Below are 19,604 nucleotides of genomic sequence, written 5' to 3' on the forward strand. Positions count from 1 at the left end.
CCGATGCGCGGCGGTCATAATCATCTGATCGGACGAAGAACCAACGGATTGCTTGTCCGATCGGATGAAGGAGGTTCGGGACATGCCGGAGGCGGTCACCACGCTCGGCGAACTGCTCGCCGCGCTCGATCACACCGTCGCGACCCTGGTCGCCGCACCGGCGGGGGAGACGATCACGGTGCGATCGGTCGCGCTGGCCGAACCCGCCGATCTCCCCGAACAGCTGGAGACCTCCGCTCGGCTGCCGCACGTGTACCTGCTCGTCGGTGTCGACGCCGTGGCCACCGCGGCCTGGCTCCGGGCGGTCGCCGCCAGGGAACCCGGGCACCGCCCTCGCGTGCTGATGACCAAGAGCGCCAACGACTCTCCCGAGCTCCGCGCCGCGGCGGCCGCCGCGGGCATCGCGCTGGTCCACGTGCACCGGCAGGCACGCTGGGACCAGGTGTTCGGGCTGGTGCGGCGGATGCTGAGCCGGGTCGCCGGTGCGCGCGCCGGCGACGACGAACCCGACCTGCTCGCGCCCGACACCGACCTGTTCGGGCTGGCCCAGGTCGTCGCCAGGGAAACCGGCGGCATGGTCTCCATCGAAGATCCGCAGTCACACGTGCTGGCCTACTCGGCTTCCGACGCCTCCGCCGACCAGTTGCGCATCCGCTCCATCCTGGGGCGCGAGGGCCCCGCCGACTATCTGCGGATCCTGCGCGACTGGGGCGTGTTCGACCGGGTCCGCGGTGGCGACGAGGTCGTCGACGTGCCCGAACATCCCGAACTCGACATCCGCCGCAGGCTCGTCGTCGGCATCCGGCGGGGGACACCGGCCCGGATGCTCGGCACCATCTGGCTGCAGCAGGGCGACCGGCCGTTGCGGCCCGACGCCGCCGAGGTCCTGCGCGGCGCCTCAGCGGTGGCCGCGCGGATCATCGCCCGCGGCCTGGACGCGCCGTCGACGGAGGCGCTGCTGGTGCGCCGGCTGTTCGGCGCGCACGGCGAGGGTGTCGACGTGCCGTCGGTGGCCGCCGCGCTGCACCTGCCCAGCGCGGGGCCCGCGGCCGTGATCGGCATCGCCGCGCTCGGCCCGGTCGCCGACCTGGCGGCGTCGAGCGGACTGATCCGCCTGCACGCCAGCGCTTTTCGCGAGGACTCGGTGACCGAGGCGATCGGGGACCGGGTCTATGTCCTGTTGCCCGCCTACCACTCCCAGCGCGCCGTCGGTTCGTGGGTGCGGCGCCTGGTGGCCCAGTTGGAGCAGACGCGCGGTCTGGTCGTGCGCGCCGCCGTCGCCGCCCCGGTGGCGGGACTGACCGCGGTCGCCGGGGCCCGCGCCGAGGTCGATCGCGTCCTGGACAGCCCGGCCACCGGCGGCGACCGCGTCAGCACCCTGGCCGAGGCGCGCACAGCCGTGCTGCTCGCCGAGATCGTCGGGCTGATCCGCGATCGCCCGGACCTGCACGATCCCCGCCTCGCCGCCCTCGATGCCTACGACCGGGAGCACGCGGCCGCACTGCGTACCTCGGTGCGCGCCTATCTGCGGGCGCACGGCGAGGTGAGCGCGGCCGCGACGGCCTTGCGCGTGCATCCGAACACGCTGCGCTACCGGCTGCGCCGCGCCGAAGCCGTGCTCGGGCTCGACCTGGCCGACCCCGACGACCGGCTGCTGCTCGAGATCCAGTTGGCCGTTGTGCCGATTGCCCGGACATAACCACGCTATTGCAGTTATTCTGCAATAGCGGCGCGGGTCGCACCGCCGGCGACGGCGGCACAGGATCGTCTGAATGAGGTTGGGCAGTGGTGGATGGTGCGCACGGGGACCGGTTCGCGGTGTCGCGACGAGGACTGCTCGGTGTCGGGGCGGGTGCCGCGGCCGCGGTCGCCGTCGGCCTGACCGCCACCGGCTGCGCCGACGAGGCGGCGGGCATCGCGCCCTCGGCGACGCAGACCGACCCGACCGAGGCCGTCGTCGAGGCCCAGCGCGCGCTTGCCGACACGTTGCCCTTCGGCGACACCGCCGACTTCGCCGACGCCGATCGCGGCTGGATCGCCTCCCTGGAACCGGGCACCGTCACCGACGCGTCGGGAAAGGTGGTGTGGGACACCGAGTCCTACGACTTTCTTGCCGGGTCGTGTCCGCAGTCGGTGAATCCGAGCCTGTGGCGGCAGGCCCAGCTCGCGGTGAAGCAGGGACTCTACGAGATCGCGCCCGGCTTCTATCAGATCCGCGGTCTCGACCTGTCGAACATGACGCTGATCGAGGGCCGGACGGGCGTGATCGTCATCGACCCGCTGATCTCGGCGGAAACCGCGGCGGCCGGACTCGCCCTGTACCGCAAGCATCGCGGCGACCGGCCGGTGACGGGCCTGATCTACTCGCATTCCCACGTCGACCACTTCGGCGGCAGCTACGGCGTGATCACCCCGCAGGACGTGGCCGCCGGGCGCTGCCCGGTGATCGCGCCGTCCGGGTTCCTCGAGCACGCCGTCGCGGAGAACGTCTACACCGGCACGGCGATGGCCCGCCGCTCCGCCTACATGTACGGCGCCGCCCTGCCCCGCGGTCCCAAGGGGCAGGTCAGCGCCGGACTCGGGCAGACCACCTCGACCGGAACGGTCAGCCTCGTCCCGCCGACCCTGCACATCACCCGCACCGATCAGGAGGAGATCGTCGACGGGGTGCGCATGGTCTTCCAGCTCACCCCCGGCACCGAGGCACCCTCGGAGATGAACTTCTACTTCCCCGACCGCCGCATCCTGTGCATGGCCGAGAACGCCACCCACACCATGCACAACATCGTCACCCTGCGCGGCGCGCTCGTCCGCGATCCGCACGTGTGGGCGAAATACCTCACCGAGTCGATCAATCGCTACGGCCGCGCCTCGGATCTGGTGTTCTCCTCCCATCACTGGCCGATCTGGGGCACCGAACGGATCGTCGAGTTCCTCGGGCTCCAGCGCGACATGTACGCCTACCTGCACGACCAGACCCTGCGGCTGCTGAACCAGGGCTACGTCGGCGCGGAGATCGCCGAGATGATCACCATGCCGCCCGCCCTCACGCGGTCGTGGTCGACCCGCGGCTACTACGGGTCGGTCAGTCACAACGTCAAAGCCGTCTACCAGCGGTACATGGGCTGGTTCGACGGGAATCCGGCGCACCTGTGGGAGCACCCGCCGGTCGAGAACGCCCGCCGCCACGTCGCCGCGATGGGTGGCGCCGCGGCCGCGCTGCAGCAGGCGCAGCGGGCCTACGACGCCGCCGACTACCGGTGGGTCGTGCAGCTGGTGAACTACGTGATCTTCGACGACCCGGCCAACGAGACGGCGAAAGCCTTGCAGGCCAGCGCTTTCGAGCAGCTGGCCTACGGCGCGGAGAACGCCACCTGGCGCAATTTCTACCTCAGCGGCGCGCACGAGCTGCGCCACGGCTCGTTCGGGACGCCGACCACGGCGAACTCCGCGGCCCTGGCGGCGGCGCTGAGCGTGGAGCAGGTGTTCGACGCGATGGCGCTGCGCCTGGACGGGCCCAAGGCCTGGGACGTCCGGATGAGCACGGACTGGCGGATCAGCGACGAACGCGACCGGGTGCACCGCGTGGAACTGCGCAACGGCGTGCTCGTGCACCACGACCGGTTCCCCGGCGACCAGCTGCCCGCGCCCGACGCGACGCTCACCCTCACCCGCGCGGTGCTGATCCGGGCCCTGATGGGCCGCGGCGACCTGAAGAAGGAGGTGGCCGACGGCGCCATCGTCATCGAGGGCGACGCCACCGCGCTCGCGAAGCTGCCCGCCCTGATCGACAAGCCGAACCCGGACTTCGCCATCGTCACGCCGTAGGCGTCCCACGCGCCGGAGTCCCGCCCCGGCGCGCGCCGCCACGCGGATCAGGACCCGGTCGGCACCTCGCCCACGGCCTTGGCCGGATCGATGATGCCGAAGACCTCGCCCTGCGGCGCCTGCAGAATGCCCATGCGGCCGAACGGGCTGTCGTCGGGGCCCATGATCACCGACGCGCCGAGGTCGGTGGCCTTGGCCAGCGCGCCGTCGGTGTCGTCGACCTGGATCCAGGTGAGCCAGTAGGTCGGCGTGCTCAGGGCCGAGGCGTCCATCATGCCGCCGACCTCCTCGCCGCCCCCCGGCAGCTTGAAGGTGGAGTAGGTGAAGCTCTCGCCGTCGCCGATCTCGGTGTAGGTCCAGCCGAACACGGCGTGGTAGAAGTCGTGCGCCTGCTCGTAGCCGCCGGTGTGCAGCTCGTTCCAGCAGTAGGCGCCCGGCTGGTTGAAGATCCCGGCGCCGGTGTGCGCCTTGGCTTCCCACACACCGAACACCCCGCCGGTCGGGTCGGCGCCGATGAACATGCGCCCGACATCGAGCACGTCGAACGGTGGCATGAACACCTGGCCGCCCGCCTTGCTCACCTTCTCCGCGATCTCGTCGGCGCGCTCGGCGGCGAAATAGGTGGTCCAGGTCGACGGCATCATCCGCATGTTGTCGGGTTTGGGGCCGATGCCCGCCGCCGGCCGGCCCTCGAGGGTCGCCATCAGGTACCCGCCCGCGTCGGCGGGGCCGTCCTCGACGGTCCAGCCGAACAGGGCGCTGTAGAAATCGCGGGCGGCTGCGGTGTCGTCGACCTGACAGTCGATCCAGCAGGGCGTGCCCTGCGGCCAGGCTTCGTCACGTGTCGGCATGTCGAACGTCCTCCTCGGCGATGGAATGGAAACCGGCCGGAACCGCTCCGGCATGCGCTCAGTCAACCACCAGCCACCGACACCGCGCGTGCGTTCGCGCGCGACCGGCAGGCCGCTGAACTGGAACAACGCGTAGTCACTGCGACAGTCCGAGCGGGCCGAGGCTGCCCGCCCGTGGTCGTGAGCACTGCTACAGTTTCGGCGCTGTTCCTGCGGTGCTAGGTCAACTGTGCAGAAGACGAACCGGTCGGGGAGCGACACAATGGCGGGTAGAGGTTCGGAACGCGGGTTCGTCCGGATGGCGGTGACGATGCTCGCGCTGATAGTCGTGCTCGGGTGCGGCGGCGGTCCGGCGGCCGGACAACCGCCGGAGACGCCCGCGGCGCGCTGGACCGCGCAGCACGACACACCAGGCGCCTACCCGGAGGTCCGGGTGGAACGCGGTGTCGAGATCGCCATGAGCGACGGCGTCGTTCTCAAGGCCGACATCTACCGGCCCGCCGACGCCGCCGGCGTGATCGAGACGCGGCCGCTGCCGACGATCGTCAGCCTCACGCCCTACTCGAAACTGATGACGGGCCTGATCGAGTCGGCCGCGGCCGTCCCCGGTCTGCAGGCCACCGCCGTCGACATCGTGCGCAGGCTCAATCTGTCGACCACGCCGATCAGCGGGTTCGGCGATCTGATGCAGGCCCTCGACGGCGGCATGATCCAGACCATGCTCGGTGTCGACCGCAAGCTCATCGCCGGTGGTTACACCGTCGTCGTGGCCGATGTGCGCGGAACCGGTCTGTCGCAGGGCAAATGGGACACCCTGGGCGCCAGGGAACAGCTCGACACCCGCGAGGTGATCGAGTGGGCCGCGCGCCAGCCGTGGTCGAACGGGCGGATCGGGATGAGCGGGGGCTCCTACTCGGGCATCAACCAGCTGCGCGCCGCGGAGAACGCCCCGGCCCCGCTGCAGGCGATCTTCCCGGTGGAGCCGGGCAGCGATCTGATGCGGGACGTGGTCGCGCCCGGCGGCGGTGTCGGGACCACCTTCCTGCCGCTGTGGCTGAACTCGGTGAACCAGCTCAAGCTCGTCCCCGACGTCGCCTCGATGGCCGACGGCAGTTTCGACTGGACCTGGTTCCACGACCGGCTCGCCGATCCGACCACCAATTTCGATCTGCTCGCCCAGTCGCTGCTCACCCCGTCCCTGGACGAGATGCCCTCGGCGCTCGACGGCGCCCTCGACGACACCTCCGCCTTCCGCGAGGCGATCATGGGCCACCCCGACCGGGTGAACGTGCCCACCTTCGTCTACGGCGGCTGGCACGACATCTTCGCCAACAGCGCCACCAAACTGTACGAGCAGATCCCGCTGCCCGCCGGTCGCAAACAGCTCGTCGTCGGCGACACCTATCACGCGAATCCCGGTGCGGGAACCGGTGTTCCGGGCGCCCCGCCGCGCCTGGACGTGCTGCAGCGCGCCTGGTTCGACAAGTGGCTCAAGGACATCGACAGCGGCATCGAGGCGTTCGGGCCGGTGACCGTGAAGCAGCAGGGCGGCAGCTGGGTGACCCTGCCCGAGTTCCCGATGCCCGGGGTGACGCACCGGCGGGTCTACCTCTCGGCGTCCCCGAGCGGCAGCACCGAGGACAGCCGCCACGACGGATCGCTGAGCGCCACCGGCCCCACCGCGGTCGACAACCTCACCGTCGCACCGGGTCTGAGCACGATCTGCTCGCGGGACGCGGCGCAGGGCTCGGCGGGCATGACCGCGGCGCTCGACATCTGCGCCAAGGACTCCCGGATCGCCGAGCGCAACGCGCTCACCTTCACCAGCGCGCCGATCACCGAGCAGACGGTGATCTCCGGCCCGATCAACGTGCGGCTCAACACCGTGCACGACGCGGCCGACGGCTTCTGGAACGTCACCGTCAACGATGTCGCCCCGGACGGCACCTCGACGGTGCTCACCACCGGCCAGCTGACCTCGTCGATGCGTGCCATCGACGAGCGGCGCAGCGCCCGCTCGGTCAACGGCGACCTCACCGCCCCGTTCAACCCGCTCACCGTCGACCGCCTGCTCCCGGTGGAACCGGGCGCGCCGACCGACCTGGACGTGGCGGTGATCCCGACCCAGGCGGTGCTGGCGCCGGGGCATCGGCTGCGGATCGACGTCTACGCGGGCAACGCGCCCAAGGCGCTGCCGTTCCGGCCGATGCTCAACGCGACCGAGCTGGCGCCCCAGCACGTGCGGCTGGACCCGGCCGCGCCGAGCTTCGTGAACCTGCCGACGGACCGGCCGATTCCCTGATCGGCGCGATGCGCGGTCGCGGGCGCCGTACGGTGGGGTGAGCCGTTCGCCTGGAGGAGGTCGCCGTGGTTCAACCCGTCATCGTGGTGATGGGCGTGTCCGGGTGTGGGAAGACGACGGTCGGCGCGCTCACCGCGCAGCGGCTGGAGGTGCCCTACGCCGAGGGCGACGACTTCCATCCGGTCGAGAACATCGAGAAGATGGCGGCGGGGATCCCGCTCACCGACGAGGACCGGTGGCCCTGGCTCGACACCGTCGCGACGTGGCTCGGCGAGCACCAGGACTCCGGTGGGGTCGCGTCGTGCTCGGCCCTGCGCCGTGCCTACCGCGACCGCCTCCGCGCCGGCGCCCCGGACACGTACTTCGTGCACCTGGCCGCGACCAGGGAAGAACTGCTGCGCCGCATGACCGGCAGGCTCGGCCACTTCATGCCCACGATCCTGCTCGACTCCCAGCTCGCCACCCTCGAACCGCTGGAACCGGACGAGCCGGGCGTGAGCCTCAACGCCCTGGCGCCGCCGAACATCCTGGTGACCGAGGCGATCGAGGCCTGGCGCGCCGATCACCGCTGAAGCAGCGGGTGCAGCTGTTCGACCGGCGCCAGCAGCAGGCCACCGCCGACGACCAGCGCGGCCAGGCACAGCACGGTGAAGAACAGCACCCACAGCAGTGCGGGCAGATGAGTGAGCCGCGCGAGCTGATCGGCGTCGGAATCGGTGCGGCCCGGCTGACGGCGCCTGCTGCGCTGCAGCTCGATCACCGGCCGCACCGCCGCAGCCAGCAGGAACCAGGCGGCCAGATACGCGAACGCGGCCTGCAGCTGATCGGTGCCGAACCACGAGACCCCGAACACCAGCGCGCCGAGCACGGCGACGGTGAGCAGGCCGTAGACATTGCGGACCTTGACCAGGACCGCGGCCAGCATGAGCAGCGTCGCCCAGAGCATGAGCGTCACCCGGCCCGTGCCGAGCAGGGCCGCGTAGCCGAGGCCGAGCGCCGCGGGCGCGGGGTAGCCGGCCGCGGCGGTGAGGATCATGCCGAGTCCGGTGGGCTTGCCGCTGGACACGGTCAGCCCGGAGGTGTCGGTGTGCAGCGTGATCGCGTGCAGCCTGCGCCCGGTGAGCAGGGCGACCAGCGCGTGCCCGCCCTCGTGGACCACGGTCACCGCCGCCCTGGTGAGCCGCCACAGCGGGCGGTACCCGACCAGGATCACCGCCGCCGCGGCGGTGACGAGCACCAGCCACCAGGCGGGCGCGGGCTGGGTGGCGAGGAGACGGTCGAGCAACGAGCTGGCGGATCCGGTGTTCACCGCCGCACTTTAGCTGTCCACGGCGTCGGGCGTGCGCTCGCGCGAAACCTGCGAGGGCAGCGGATGATCGGGTTCGAGGGCGGGCAGGCCGTCGATGCTGGCGGAGTTGTCGCCCGCGATCCGGCGGGCGAAGTCGGCGTCGGTGCGGCGGGCGTGCGCCTCGTCCAGGATGGCGCGTTCCTCGACGAACTCGAGGGCGGGCACCGACCAGCCGCAGGAGTCGGCGATCCGGTCCACCGAAATCGACACCACCGCGCGGATTCCGGGATGCTCGGTACCGAAACGGTCACGCAGCGCGGCGAATTCGGCCGAGTCGGGACGCACCACCCGGCCGGTGCCGAACAGGCGCACGATGCGGGCGGGCCGGGTGAACGAGCAGAACATCACGGTGATGCGGCCGTTGTCGCGCAGGTGCGCGATCGTCTCCACGCCGCTGCCGAACAGGTCGAGGTAGGCAACGGTGTGGTCGTCGAGCACGGCGAAGGTGTCGCGATATCCCTTGGGGGAGACGTTGACATGGCCGCCCACCGACGGCGCGGTGCCGACGAAGAACATCGGCTGCTCGGCGAGGAAGGCCCGCAGCTTGTCGTCGATCCGGTCGAACACCCTGCCCATCACGCACTCCCCACTCCCGCCGGGCGGCGGGTTTTCCCGTGTCCCATCGTATCGGCGCGCTGTCGCGCGCCCGAGCCGCCTCAGCCGTTGATCGCCTTGCGGGTCAGTTCGAGTGAGCGGATGCGGGCGTCGAGGTCGTAGACGAGCGTGTTGAGCATCAGTTCGTCGGGGGCGATGTCGGCGAGCAACCGCGTGGCCTGCGCGCGCACCGTCTCGGGCGAGCCCTGCAACTGCCCGGCCTTGCGCTGCGCGGCGAAGCGGCGCTCGGCCTCGCTGCCGGGGAAGGCCGCTGCCTGCTCGGGAGTGGCCAGCGCCTGGGGCCTGCCCGAGCGTAACTGGGCGAAGGCGAGATCCCGGGGCGCGGCCAGCCGGTCGGCGGCCTCGTCGGTGTCGGCGCAGATCGCCGACGCCGCGACGATCGTGTACGGCTCGCTCAGCGTCTCGGAGGGCCGGAAGTTGTCCCGGTAGAGCGCCAGCGCGGCCGCGGTGTTGTCCGGGGCGATGTGGTGCGCGAAGGCGAAGGGCAGTCCGAGGACCGCCGCGACCTGCGCGCTGTAGCCACTGGAGCCCAGCAGCCACACCTGCGGTTCGGCGTCGCGGCCGGGGCTGGCGACGATTCCGTGCGGGTCCGACCCGCGGAAGAAGCCGAGGAGAGCGGTGAGCTCGCGGGGGAACTCCTCGCCGCCGAGCCCGTCGGCGTTGCGGCGCAGCGCTCGCGCGGTCACCGGATCGGTGCCGGGCGCACGGCCGATGCCGAGGTCGATGCGGCCGGGATGCAGTGATTCGAGGGTGCCGAACTGTTCGGCGACCACCAGCGGCGGATGGTTCGGCAGCATCACCCCACCCGAGCCGACCCGGATCCGGGAGGTGGCGGCGGCCAGGTGGGCCAGCACCACGGCGGGCGCGGCACTGGCGATGCCGGGCATGTTGTGGTGTTCGGCGACCCAGAAGCGGCGAAAGCCCAGTTCCTCGGCGTGCTGGGCCAGGCGGGTCGTGGCGTGCAGCGCCTCGCCCGCGGTCGCGTCCGCCTGGACCGGCGCGAGATCCAGAACCGACAGCGTGACCGTGCTCATGAGCCTCCTCGACAGTGGACATCCCCACAGCAGGCCAACCCGCGCCGAGCTGCCGGTATTTCCGGGTGGCGGTGGTGGTGACCGGGGCCACGGTAGCCAGGCGGTAGCGTGCAGCACTGATCGATGCGTAGGAAGGACACCATCCATGTCAGCTGACGGCCCCGGCCTCACCACCGAAGCCGTCTCGGCGCCCACCCCGGCGGCCGACTCGGAGGGGTACGCGCGCGGGCTGAGCCCGCGCACCATCCAGATGATCGCCATCGGTGGCGCGATCGGCACCGGCCTGTTCTACGGCGCAGGCGCGGCGATCGAGCAGGCGGGACCGTCGCTGATCCTGGCGTACCTGGCCGCCGGTCTGGCGATCTTCGTGATCATGCGCGCGCTGGGCGAGCTGCTCACCTATCGGCCGGTGTCGGGCAGTTTCGCGGAGTACGCGCACGAATTCCTCGGCCGTTTCGCCGGATTCGCGACCGGCTGGTCGTATTGGGCGGTGTGGGTGTCCACCTGCATGGCCGAGATCACCGTCGCGGGCAAATACGTGAAGTACTGGTTCGACATCCCGGAGTGGGTGACCGCGCTGGTGGTCCTGGCCGTGCTGTTCGCGGCCAACCTGATCTCGGTGCGGATCTTCGGTGAGGGCGAGTTCTGGTTCTCGGCGATCAAGGTGACCGCGATCCTGGCGATGATCATGATCGGCATCGGCGTGCTGGTGTTCGGCTTCGGGCACGCCGCCGATCCGACGGTGACCAACCTGTGGGCCGACGGCGGGGTGTTCCCGCACGGCTTCGGCCAGACGCTGCTGGTCTTGCAGATCGTCGTGTTCGCCTATGTCGGTGTGGAACTGGTCGGCGTGACGGCGGGCGAGGCGCGTGACCCGAAGACGACGCTGCGCAAGGCGATCAACACCCTGCCGTTCCGGATCGGCCTGTTCTACGTCGGCGCGCTGGTGGTGATCATGTCGGTGGCGAGCTGGCGCAGCTTCCACGCGGGCCGCAGCCCCTTCGTGGAGGTGTTCGAGCAGATCGGTATCCCGGCGGCCGCGGGCATCATCAACTTCGTGCTGCTCACCGCCGCGTTGTCCTCGTGCAACTCCGGCATCTACTCCACCGGGCGGATGCTGCGCAGCCTCGCCCTGCGCGACGAGGCGCCCGCGAAGTTCGCGGCGCTGAGCAAGCAGTCGGTGCCGTTCACCGGCATCTGCGCGTCGGCGGGGGCCATGGTGATCGGTGTCGTGGTCAACGTGCTCTCGCCGGACAAGGCCTTCGCCTACATCACCTCGGTGAGCACGGTCGGCATCATCGTGGTGTGGAGCGTGATCCTGGTGTGCCACATCAAGTACCGGGCCAAGGTCAGGGCGGGTGAGCTGCCCGCCAGCGACTACCGGCTGCCCGGCGCGCCCGTGACCACCTGGGCGGCACTGGGTTTCCTCGGCCTGGTCGTGGTGCTGTTGCTGTGGACCGAGGGCGGCCGGACCGCGCTCGTCGTCGGCGCGGTGTGGGCGGCGCTGGTCTGCGCCGGCTACTACGCCTTCGGCCGCCGCGGGGTGTCGCACACCGCCTGACCGGGCGCCCCCGTTTGCTGGAAAGCCGCTGGCAGAGAAGCGTTTTCTGTCATACCCCACCGGTATTGTCGAAGGGTCACACAACGAGCCCGGCGGCGAGTGTGGCCGGGCGGTGCGAGAACGGGGGCACGGGGATGAGTGACGACGACCGTGGCGAGCTGCAGCCACCGAGCAGGCATGGCACCACCTGGCGCGAATCGGAATACCGGGTACTGGCCGACGACCTGCGCGCCGGGGCCGACCTGGCGCGCACCGCGCGCACGGTGGGGCGCACCGAATCCGCGGTGCGCGCCGCCCTCCGCAACTTCGTGCCACCGGAGGAACGGGTGCCGACCGCCGAGCGCGAACACTGGATCCGGCGTCGTCTGGTCGCCGAACCGGAATGGGACTGGTGGGCGGTGGTGGTCGAGCACCATCGGCGCTCCCGCAGCGGATTGTGGTTCACCCGGCACGAGCACTGCGCCCGGATCGGCTGGCGGCGCCGCACGCCGATGACGGCGCTCGCCCAGGAACTGGGCACCTCCGAGCTGTCGGCCGCCGAGCTGCTGCGCGCGCTCGGCCTGGTCGAGAGCATCGAGGAGGCGGCCGAGCGGCTCGGCGCCACCCCGGGACTCGCCCTGGCGAAGCGGGTGGCGGCCCGCCGCGACGACGCGGTGGGCGCCCGCTGGATCCTGGTCGTCGACGGCGCGGCGGGCACCACGCGATCGCGCAACGCGCCGATCCGCCGCCAGGTCTCGCTGCACGAGACCAGGGCCGCCGCCGAGAGCGAACGCGACCGGGTACTGGCCTGGCACGCCCGCGTCGGCGCGGACGCGCCCCCGGCGTCCGTGTGGTGGACCATCGCCGAACGCGGCCTCGGCGCGACCACCGGGCCCACCCGCTGCGGTGTCTTCGACCCCGCGGAGCTACCGGGCGGTCCGGTGCGCGCGGAGGCGCTGACGGTGGGCGACGTGATCCGCGTCGCGGTCCCCGACGGCGGTTTTCTGCAGGATCGGATCACCGCGATCACGCAGGCGGGCGCGGGGGCGCCGATCGTCGTCGATCTCGCGCCGGTCGCCAACTCCCGGGTGCGCCGGGTCGTGGAGTTCGCGCCGGGCGAGGCGGTCGACGTGGTGCGGGGTGTGGCCGAACGCGCGAGCTGACCGCCGCCGAACCTCGAGGTGACCGATCGGCGATCACCTCGAGGTCGCGGGCGGGTCAGGTCCGCCGCGAGCCCGTGACCCACACGGGCCCGGTGAGCAACCAGATCACGGTGATCACCCCGAGCGTGCCGAACACGCCCGTGAGCTGTTCGCGCTGCTCGGCGTCGGCCACGGTGTAGCTCAGCACGAGGGTGAGCGCGCCCGCGATGCCTGCCGCGCCCAGCCAGCGCAGGAAGTCGGCCCACTCCTTGCGGGTGCGTTCCGGCCCGTACTTCGGGACGCGGACCGGTGCCGGACCGCCCGCGAACCGGTAGGCGAAGCGTTCGTCGAGCCACTGGATCATCCGGTGCCCGAACATCACCGTGCAGCCCAGGTAGATCCCGGCCAGCCGGTGCGCGAAACTCACCTCGCCGCCCCGGTGCAGGTCGATGGCCACCGCGACCACCAGGACCACGTCCAGCACCGGGACCAGCGCGAGGGCCACCATGCCCGCCCGCCGCAGCCGCGCGACATAGCGCAGCAGCAACCCGCCCACCACCAGCACCCAGAAACCGACCTCGCACGCGGCGATCGTCAGCAGTACGGGGTTGTTCAGTTCCTCCATTCCTCCACTGTGCGTGGCACACCGCGGTGCGGTCGTCCCGCTGGGGGACCCCACGCCGTCCGTCCTTCGGGGGACCCGGCGGGCGCGGCGGGTGTGCTGGAATGAGGTATGCCGCTGCCGTCCCGCCTGTCCCCGAGCAGGCTCGCGGTCGTCGTCGACAGCTCGACCGCGGCCGCGGTCGGCGTCTTCCTGGTGGGCCTGCTGCTGTGGGCCGCGGGCGGCTGGGCGATCGTCGCCGACCGCGACGTCTATCCGGCGGCGCTGAAGCTCGCGCTTCTGTGCGCGGCGTTCGCGATCCAGATCAGCGCGCAGTTTCGGCCGGGGCTCGCCTTCGTCCTGATGATCGCGCTGCTGGCGCTCGATTTCGGGTTCAGCCCGTCGTTGCCGCTGTGGATCGCGCTGACCGATGTGATCTTCCTGGCCGTCAGCATCGGCTCGGACCGGTTGGGCACGCTGGTCAGCTGGTTCGCGCTGCTGGTGCCGGTGCTCGGCGCGCTGGGGGCGCTGACGCTCGTCGGCGTGCGCGCGGGCCTGTACGTGGGCCTGATCGGGATCGCGCTCACCTGGTCACCGCTCGGCTACGCTCGCGCGGTCCGCGCCTCCCACCGCGCCGTCGACGTCGAACGCCGCGCGGCCAGGGCCGATCTCGCCGCCCGCGACGCCGAGCGTTCGGCCGCCCTCGGCGAGGAACGGCGCAGACTGGCCAGGGACCTGCACGACACGGTCGCCGGGCACCTGTCCGCCGTCGCGATCCTCGCGGAGGTGGCGCAGAAGGACCCGGGCAATCTCGCGGTGCTGGCCTCGATCCGCTCGGGCAGCCTGGCCGCCCTCGACGAGATGCGCGCGACGATCGACCTGCTCACCTCACCCGACGACACCGCCGTCACGGCCCGGTTGTCCTCGCTCGACGGGCTGATCGACGCGGCGCACGCGGCGGGCGGCGCGGTGACACTGCGCCGCGACGCCGACCTGCCGCTGCCGACCGCGGTCGAGGCCGTCATCACCCGTATCCTCGGCGAGACCATCGCCAACGCCACCAAGCATGCGCCGGGCGCGCCCCTGGACATCGATGTCCGCCGAGACGGCGACCGGGTGGTGGTCACGGCGACGAATCCGATCACCTCGGGCATCCCGGAAGGAGAGGGAAACGGAGTGCGCAACATGATGTTTCGCGCCGAATCGGTGGACGGCACCCTCACCGCTGGCCGCGCGGACGGCCGCTGGCGGGTGGCGGCCAGGATTCCGCTGGGGGAGCGATGACGGTGACCGTCGTGGTGGCCGACGACCACGCCACGATCCGGGCAGGCATCACCATGCTGCTCGAGTCCTCCGGCCAGGTCAGCGTGATCGGGGAGGCGGCCGACGGGCTCGCGGCGGTGCGGCAGGCCCGCGCGCTGCAGCCCGACGTGGTCCTGATGGACGTCCGCATGCCCCGGGTCGACGGTCTCGAGGCCACCGCGGCCGTGATCGCCGAGACGACCGCGAAGGTGCTGGTGCTCACCACCTTCGCCATCGATGACTACGTCCTGGGCGCGCTGGCGGCGGGTGCCAGCGGTTTCCTGCTGAAGTCCGTCGGCGGGGACGATCTGGTCCGCGCGGTGCTCGCGGTGGCCGAGGGCGACGCGGTGCTCGACCCGAAGGTGACGCGCGCGGTGATCGCCGCCCTCCCCGGCCCCGCCACCACGGAATCCCCCGATCTGTCCGCGCTCACCGAACGCGAGCGCGAGGTGCTCGCCGGCGTGGGCGCCGGGCTGTCCAACCACCAGATCGGGACCCGCCTGCGTATCGGCGAAGCGACGGTCAAAACCCATGTCTCCCGGGTACTGACCAAACTGGGCGTGCAATCCCGGGTACAGGCCGCGGTGCTCGCGACCCGAGCCGGCCTCACCCCACCCTGACCCCCACCGCGCGGATCACCTCGGTGTGCAGCGGGTAGTCGAACTCGCCGGTGGCGGTCTCCGGCCGCCCGCGCAGGTAGTCACCGATCCGGCCGAGCAGCGCGGCCCGCTGGTCGGCGGGAATCACCACGGTGTGCGAGTGCGTCCCGATGGTCTCGACCAGCGAATCCGCGGTGCGTCGTTGCGCATGCGCGAAGACGGCCTTCTCGAAGGGAACGAACAGCGGGTGGCCGGGCAGTGGCTCGTCCGCGGGCGGCGCCGGCATCGATGCCGGCGAGCGCGCCACCCGCTGCAAGCCCGCCACCCACTCGACTGTGCCGTCCTCGATGTTCCAGAAGGCCGCGAACACCCCACCGGGTCGCAGCACTCGCGCGATCTCGGGAAACGCCCGCGCCTGCTCGAACCAGTGGAACGCCTGTCCCGCGACCACGGCGTCGACCGAATCATCCGGCAGCGGAATCTCTTCCGCCGTGCCGGCCAGCATCGTCACCGCGGGGTGTCGGCGGACGAATTCGGCGCGCATCGACGCATCGGGTTCCACGGCCACCGGCTCGGCGCCGACCGCGAGCAGTCCGTCGGTCAGCTTGCCGGTGCCCGCCCCGAGATCGAGCACGGCGGGAGCCTCGATCGCCCCGACCGGTTCGAGTGCCCATCGGATGGCCGCGGCCGCGTAGTCCGGCCGGTGCTCGGCGTAGATCGCCGCCTGTGTACCGAACGACCTGGCCCGTCGCGCCCAGCGATCTCGCGCCGCCGCATCCCCGTCACCCCGCATCCCCCGACGATACCGGCTCGCGGCGGGCCGCCCGGCCGCTGCCTGCGGTGCGCGCGGTCCGGGATCGTCACGCTTGCGCCGCGCTGAGAGCAGTTGGCGGGCAGGTGTTTCCGTGTCAGCCGGCGGTGCGGGACGGGAGGGCCGATACACGGCCACCCGGCATCGTCGCCGCCGCCACGAACAGCAGGACGGCCATGGCCAGCAGGGTGACGAACACCAGGTGGACGGCGTTGGCCAGTTCGGTCGGGTCGGGCCGGTCGACGGCGTCGACCCGGGAGTTGACGATCGCGCCGAATACCGCCACGCCGACCGCGCTGCCGAGGGAGCGGGCGAACATCGTCGCCGAGGTGACCACGCCGCGCTCGGCCCAGGCCGCGCTCGTCTGGGCGGCGATCAGGGTCGGGTTGGCGAGCAGACCCATGCCGGCGCCGATCACGAAACAGGTGCCGGCGATCTGCCACGGGCTCGATTCCGCGCCGATCGGCACCAGGGCGGCGCACCCGAGCAGCGCGATCGCGCCGCCGATCAGCGCGGTGCCGCGGAAACCGATCCGCAGATACAGTGTGCCCGCCTGTGAGGCGGTGATCGGCCAGCCGATCGTGAGCGCGCCGACGGTGAGCCCGGCGATCGTGGCGCTGGTACCGAGCACCCCCTGCGCGAACGTCGGCACATAGGAGGTGAGGCCGAGCACGACCGCGCCGATCAGCAGCGACACGGCGCTGGCCGCCACCACCACCCGCCGGGTGAAGATCCACAGCGGCAGAATCGGATTCGCCGCCCCGCGCTCGACGAATCCGAACGCCACCAGCACGAGCGCACTGCCCGTGAAGAGCCCGATGCTCACCGGTGATCCCCACGCCCAGCTCTGCCCGCCCTCGAGCAGCGCGAGAATCACCGCGCCGGCGCCCAGGGTGAGCAGCGCTGCCCCGAGATAGTCGACCTGCTGTCGCGGACCCCGGGGCGCGGTCTCGACGAACTTGCGCGACAACATGAACCCGGCGAGACCCGCCAGCGGCAGATTGACGAGGAAGATCCAGCGCCAGCTCGCGAAATCCGCGAACGCCCCGCCGAGCAACGGTCCAAGCACGGCCGAGCCCGCCCACACCCCGGCGAGGTAGCCCTGCACCTTCGCCCGCTCCGGCAGGGTGTAGATGTCGCTCGCGATCACCATCGTCATCGGCTGCACCGCACCGGCGCCGATGCCCTGGAGCGCCCGGAACACGATGAGCGCCACCATGTTCGTCGCCAGCCCGCACAGCAGCGAGCCGAGCGCGAACACCGCGATCCCGAACAGGATCACCGGTTTGCGGCCGACGGTGTCGGCCACCTTCCCGTAGATCGGCACGGTCACGGCCTGGGTGAGCAGATAGACCGAGAACAACCACGGGAACAGCGCGAACCCACCGAGATCGGCGGTGATGGTGAGGACACCGGTCGCGATGATCGTGGAGTCCAGCGCCACCAGACTCGTCGCCATCATCAGCGATCCGAGGATCGCCCCGCGCTCGGAGCGCAGTCCGACGGTCGAGCGCGCGGTATCGATCGCCATCCCACTCCTTCCCTTACCTCAGCTAATGATTGCGACGCTAACGGTCGGTGACCGGCGTCGGGGGCGGAACGGGGGAGGTGTGACGGGATCGGGGCCCGCTCACTCCGCGGCGGCGAAGGTCGCGGCGATCTCGGCCGCGGTCACCTTCGCCAGTTCGACGAAGAACGGCACCCGCTCGTCGATCATCAGCGTCACCGGTCCGCGCAGGCCGAGGGCGAAGCGGCAGTGCCCCCGCGGATCGAGGATGGGCAGGCCGATGGTGCGGAAGCCGGGATCCAGTTCGCGGTCGTTGAACGCGTAGCCGCGTGCGCGCGTGGCGACGAGTTCGGCCCGCAGTTCCTCGGCGCTCGACACCGATCGTTCGGTGCCCTCTTCGTAAGGGAGCGAGCGCAATTCGTCGTCGCTCACCTCGGACCAGGCGAGCAGCGCCTTGCCCAGCGCACTGGCGTGCAGCGGCAGCCGCACGCCCTGCAGTTCGTGGCCGTCGGTCTCGCGCCAGCGGCTGGTGCCGAGCAAGACGGCGTGGATGCCGTGCCGGGTCGCCACCGAGCCGGTGGCGCCGGTGGTCGCCGCGAGCTGCTCGAGCGCGGGCTCGGCGAGATAGATCTTGTGCTGGCGATAGGCGATCTGGCCGTATTCGGCGAGGGCGCCGCCCATTCGGTAGCGGCTCGACGCGGCGTCCTTCTCCAGGAACCCCGCCTGGACGAGCGCGCCGAGCAGGCGATGGGTGGTGCTCACGGCGAGTCCCTGCGCCCGCGCGACCTCCGAGACGCCCCGCTCCTCACCGCCGCGGAAGCAGTCGAGGACCGACAGGGCTCGCGTCACGGTCTGCACGCTGGTGGTCTCCACGAACCCGACGGTAACACAGCGGTTCGCCCCGACCTCGTCGGTCATTCCGCTATTCGGAAAGCGTGGGCGTTGTAGCCCCGGAAACACGCCATAAAGCGCAGGGTCGACGCCTGTCAAGCTTTCCAATCTGCGGAATGACATCCCTCGTTCGGTGCCATCACCGCTTCTACGCTGCCAAGGCATCACCCGCTGATCCCCGAACAGGAGCCCCGATGTCCCGCAGGCTGCCGGCCTTCACGCGAATCGCGCTCGCGATCGCCCCCGTCGTCGCCCTCGTCGCGGCGTGTGGCTCCGGTTCCACACCCGAGAACACCGCCGAGGCGTCCTTCGTGCTCGAGATCGCCGATCCGGGCAACTCCGGTCCGCTCGCCGTCGGCAAGCGCGACGGCACCTTCGACGCCGCACTGGCGCCACTGGGGGCCAAGGTCCGATGGGTCACCACCACACCGGGTTTCAGCTCCATGCTGAAGCTGTTCAACACCGGCGAACTCGACGTCTCCGGCGCCGCGTTCAGCCCGGTGGTCGGCGCACTGTCCAAGGACGTCGGCGTGAAGATCGTCGCCGTGGCCGACCCGGCCGGGCAGGACCAGAGCGGCATCATCGTGAGTCCGGAGTCCGGGATCACCTCGGTGGCCGGGCTCGTCGGCAAACGGATCGCGGTGAACCCCGCGGGCAAGGGCGAGTACATCACCCTGAAAGCACTGGCGCAGGCCGGAATTCCCGCCGACAAGGTGACCAGGGTCCCGCTGCAGCAGAAGGACGCGGCCTCGGCCTTCGCCACCGGCAAGGTCGACGCGTGGGCGTCGTTCCTGGTGCCCTACCAGGAGGCCAAGGCCGCGGGCGGCCGCGAGATCGCCACGGAGAAGTCGATCGGCTCCAACGACAACACCGTCGTCGTGTTCCGCACCGAGGTGCTCGAACAGCGCCCCGATGTCGCCGCGAAGTACCTGGAGGTGCTGCGGGGACTGACAGCGCGGCAGAAGGCCGCGCCCGCCGACTTCGAGAACGTCTTCGAGAAGACCGGCCCGCGCGCGCTCACCGGTGATCGGCTCGCCGACGCGGTGCGCGTGGGCTCCGAGGTGACCGTGCCGCGCCTGCCGGTCGACGCCGATGCCGCCGATCTGGCCGATGTCGTGAACACCTTCGCCGACAACGGCGTCATCAGCCGCCGGATCACCGCCGCCGACATCTTCTACGACCTGCGCGCCGCGCTCAGCCCGGAGCAGCTGGCCGCGCTGAAGGACAACTGAC

The 19,604-nt window shown here is 71.3% G+C and carries 17 protein-coding genes; 9 read left to right on the forward strand and 8 right to left on the reverse strand.

Annotated elements, in window-relative coordinates:
• The first annotated feature begins 82 nt into the window (after positions 1 to 82).
• The gene (locus AB0H56_RS20430) at positions 83 to 1,699 is read left to right on the forward strand and encodes a helix-turn-helix domain-containing protein (RefSeq protein ID WP_357165400.1); all 1,617 of its coding nucleotides are present in this window, start codon (positions 83 to 85) and stop codon (positions 1,697 to 1,699) included.
• 215 nt (positions 1,700 to 1,914) lie between these two features.
• Entirely contained in the window at positions 1,915 to 3,828 is a 1,914-nt protein-coding gene (locus AB0H56_RS20435) for an alkyl sulfatase dimerization domain-containing protein (RefSeq protein ID WP_357166009.1), read from the forward strand.
• A gap of 47 nt (positions 3,829 to 3,875) precedes the next feature.
• Here AB0H56_RS20435 and AB0H56_RS20440 read toward each other — a convergent pair whose 3' ends face one another.
• Positions 3,876 to 4,679, reverse strand: a complete 804-nt coding sequence (locus AB0H56_RS20440) for a VOC family protein (protein WP_357165403.1) — start codon at positions 4,677 to 4,679, stop codon at positions 3,876 to 3,878.
• A 262-nt stretch (positions 4,680 to 4,941) separates the two neighbouring features.
• Here AB0H56_RS20440 and AB0H56_RS20445 point away from each other — a divergent pair, with 262 nt between their 5' ends.
• Both AB0H56_RS20445 and AB0H56_RS20450 read left to right on the forward strand, forming a co-directional pair.
• Positions 4,942 to 6,981, forward strand: a complete 2,040-nt coding sequence (locus tag AB0H56_RS20445; RefSeq protein ID WP_357165406.1) for a CocE/NonD family hydrolase — start codon at positions 4,942 to 4,944, stop codon at positions 6,979 to 6,981.
• 89 nt (positions 6,982 to 7,070) lie between these two features.
• On the forward strand, positions 7,071 to 7,553 hold the full coding sequence (locus tag AB0H56_RS20450) for a gluconokinase (protein WP_357166012.1): 483 nt from the start codon (positions 7,071 to 7,073) through the stop codon (positions 7,551 to 7,553).
• On the opposite strand, the gene AB0H56_RS20455 is transcribed toward AB0H56_RS20450, so the two are convergent.
• The 3 genes from AB0H56_RS20455 to AB0H56_RS20465 all read right to left on the reverse strand — a co-directional run bounded on the left by AB0H56_RS20455 (position 7,544) and on the right by AB0H56_RS20465 (position 9,978).
• Positions 7,544 to 8,290 (reverse strand): M50 family metallopeptidase, encoded by a 747-nt coding sequence (locus tag AB0H56_RS20455; RefSeq protein ID WP_357165409.1) that lies wholly within the window; start codon positions 8,288 to 8,290, stop codon positions 7,544 to 7,546. The genes AB0H56_RS20450 and AB0H56_RS20455 overlap by 10 nt on opposite strands.
• Positions 8,291 to 8,299: 9 nt before the next feature.
• Entirely contained in the window at positions 8,300 to 8,905 is a 606-nt protein-coding gene (locus AB0H56_RS20460; protein WP_357165412.1) for a pyridoxamine 5'-phosphate oxidase family protein, read from the reverse strand.
• 80 nt (positions 8,906 to 8,985) lie between these two features.
• Positions 8,986 to 9,978 (reverse strand): LLM class flavin-dependent oxidoreductase, encoded by a 993-nt coding sequence (locus tag AB0H56_RS20465; protein WP_357165415.1) that lies wholly within the window; start codon positions 9,976 to 9,978, stop codon positions 8,986 to 8,988.
• A gap of 145 nt (positions 9,979 to 10,123) precedes the next feature.
• Here AB0H56_RS20465 and AB0H56_RS20470 point away from each other — a divergent pair, with 145 nt between their 5' ends.
• Both AB0H56_RS20470 and AB0H56_RS20475 read left to right on the forward strand, forming a co-directional pair.
• The gene (locus AB0H56_RS20470) at positions 10,124 to 11,539 is read left to right on the forward strand and encodes an amino acid permease (RefSeq protein WP_357165418.1); all 1,416 of its coding nucleotides are present in this window, start codon (positions 10,124 to 10,126) and stop codon (positions 11,537 to 11,539) included.
• Positions 11,540 to 11,673: 134 nt separating this feature from the next.
• Positions 11,674 to 12,681 carry a hypothetical protein gene (locus AB0H56_RS20475; RefSeq protein ID WP_357165421.1) on the forward strand — a complete coding sequence of 336 codons (1,008 nt, stop codon included), beginning with the start codon at positions 11,674 to 11,676 and terminating at the stop codon, positions 12,679 to 12,681.
• A 55-nt stretch (positions 12,682 to 12,736) separates the two neighbouring features.
• Here the strand turns inward: AB0H56_RS20475 and AB0H56_RS20480 are convergent, their stop codons facing one another.
• Entirely contained in the window at positions 12,737 to 13,285 is a 549-nt protein-coding gene (locus tag AB0H56_RS20480; RefSeq protein ID WP_357165424.1) for a hypothetical protein, read from the reverse strand.
• A 108-nt stretch (positions 13,286 to 13,393) separates the two neighbouring features.
• Between AB0H56_RS20480 and AB0H56_RS20485 the strand changes: the two genes are divergently transcribed.
• Both AB0H56_RS20485 and AB0H56_RS20490 read left to right on the forward strand, forming a co-directional pair.
• A complete protein-coding gene (locus tag AB0H56_RS20485) occupies positions 13,394 to 14,545 on the forward strand; it encodes a histidine kinase (RefSeq protein ID WP_357165427.1) in 1,152 nt (383 codons plus the stop codon).
• Positions 14,542 to 15,183, forward strand: coding sequence for a response regulator transcription factor (locus AB0H56_RS20490; RefSeq protein ID WP_357165430.1), 642 nt, complete (start codon positions 14,542 to 14,544; stop codon positions 15,181 to 15,183). The genes AB0H56_RS20485 and AB0H56_RS20490 overlap by 4 nt, the downstream gene beginning before the upstream one ends.
• Here the strand turns inward: AB0H56_RS20490 and AB0H56_RS20495 are convergent.
• The 3 genes from AB0H56_RS20495 to AB0H56_RS20505 all read right to left on the reverse strand — a co-directional run bounded on the left by AB0H56_RS20495 (position 15,170) and on the right by AB0H56_RS20505 (position 18,353).
• A complete protein-coding gene (locus AB0H56_RS20495) occupies positions 15,170 to 15,955 on the reverse strand; it encodes a class I SAM-dependent methyltransferase (protein WP_357165433.1) in 786 nt (261 codons plus the stop codon). The genes AB0H56_RS20490 and AB0H56_RS20495 overlap by 14 nt on opposite strands.
• A gap of 115 nt (positions 15,956 to 16,070) precedes the next feature.
• Positions 16,071 to 17,504 carry an MFS transporter gene (locus tag AB0H56_RS20500; RefSeq protein WP_357165436.1) on the reverse strand — a complete coding sequence of 478 codons (1,434 nt, stop codon included), beginning with the start codon at positions 17,502 to 17,504 and terminating at the stop codon, positions 16,071 to 16,073.
• A gap of 99 nt (positions 17,505 to 17,603) precedes the next feature.
• Positions 17,604 to 18,353, reverse strand: a complete 750-nt coding sequence (locus tag AB0H56_RS20505; RefSeq protein ID WP_357165439.1) for an IclR family transcriptional regulator — start codon at positions 18,351 to 18,353, stop codon at positions 17,604 to 17,606.
• A gap of 212 nt (positions 18,354 to 18,565) precedes the next feature.
• Here AB0H56_RS20505 and AB0H56_RS20510 point away from each other — a divergent pair, with 212 nt between their 5' ends.
• Positions 18,566 to 19,603: an NrtA/SsuA/CpmA family ABC transporter substrate-binding protein gene (locus AB0H56_RS20510; protein ID WP_357165442.1), complete on the forward strand. Its 1,038-nt coding sequence runs from the start codon at positions 18,566 to 18,568 to the stop codon at positions 19,601 to 19,603.
• The last annotated feature ends 1 nt before the right edge of the window (position 19,604 follow it).

Origin of the sequence: Nocardia sp. NPDC050717 (assembly GCF_040654275.1) — a bacterium.
In the GTDB taxonomy this organism is placed as follows: domain Bacteria; phylum Actinomycetota; class Actinomycetes; order Mycobacteriales; family Mycobacteriaceae; genus Nocardia.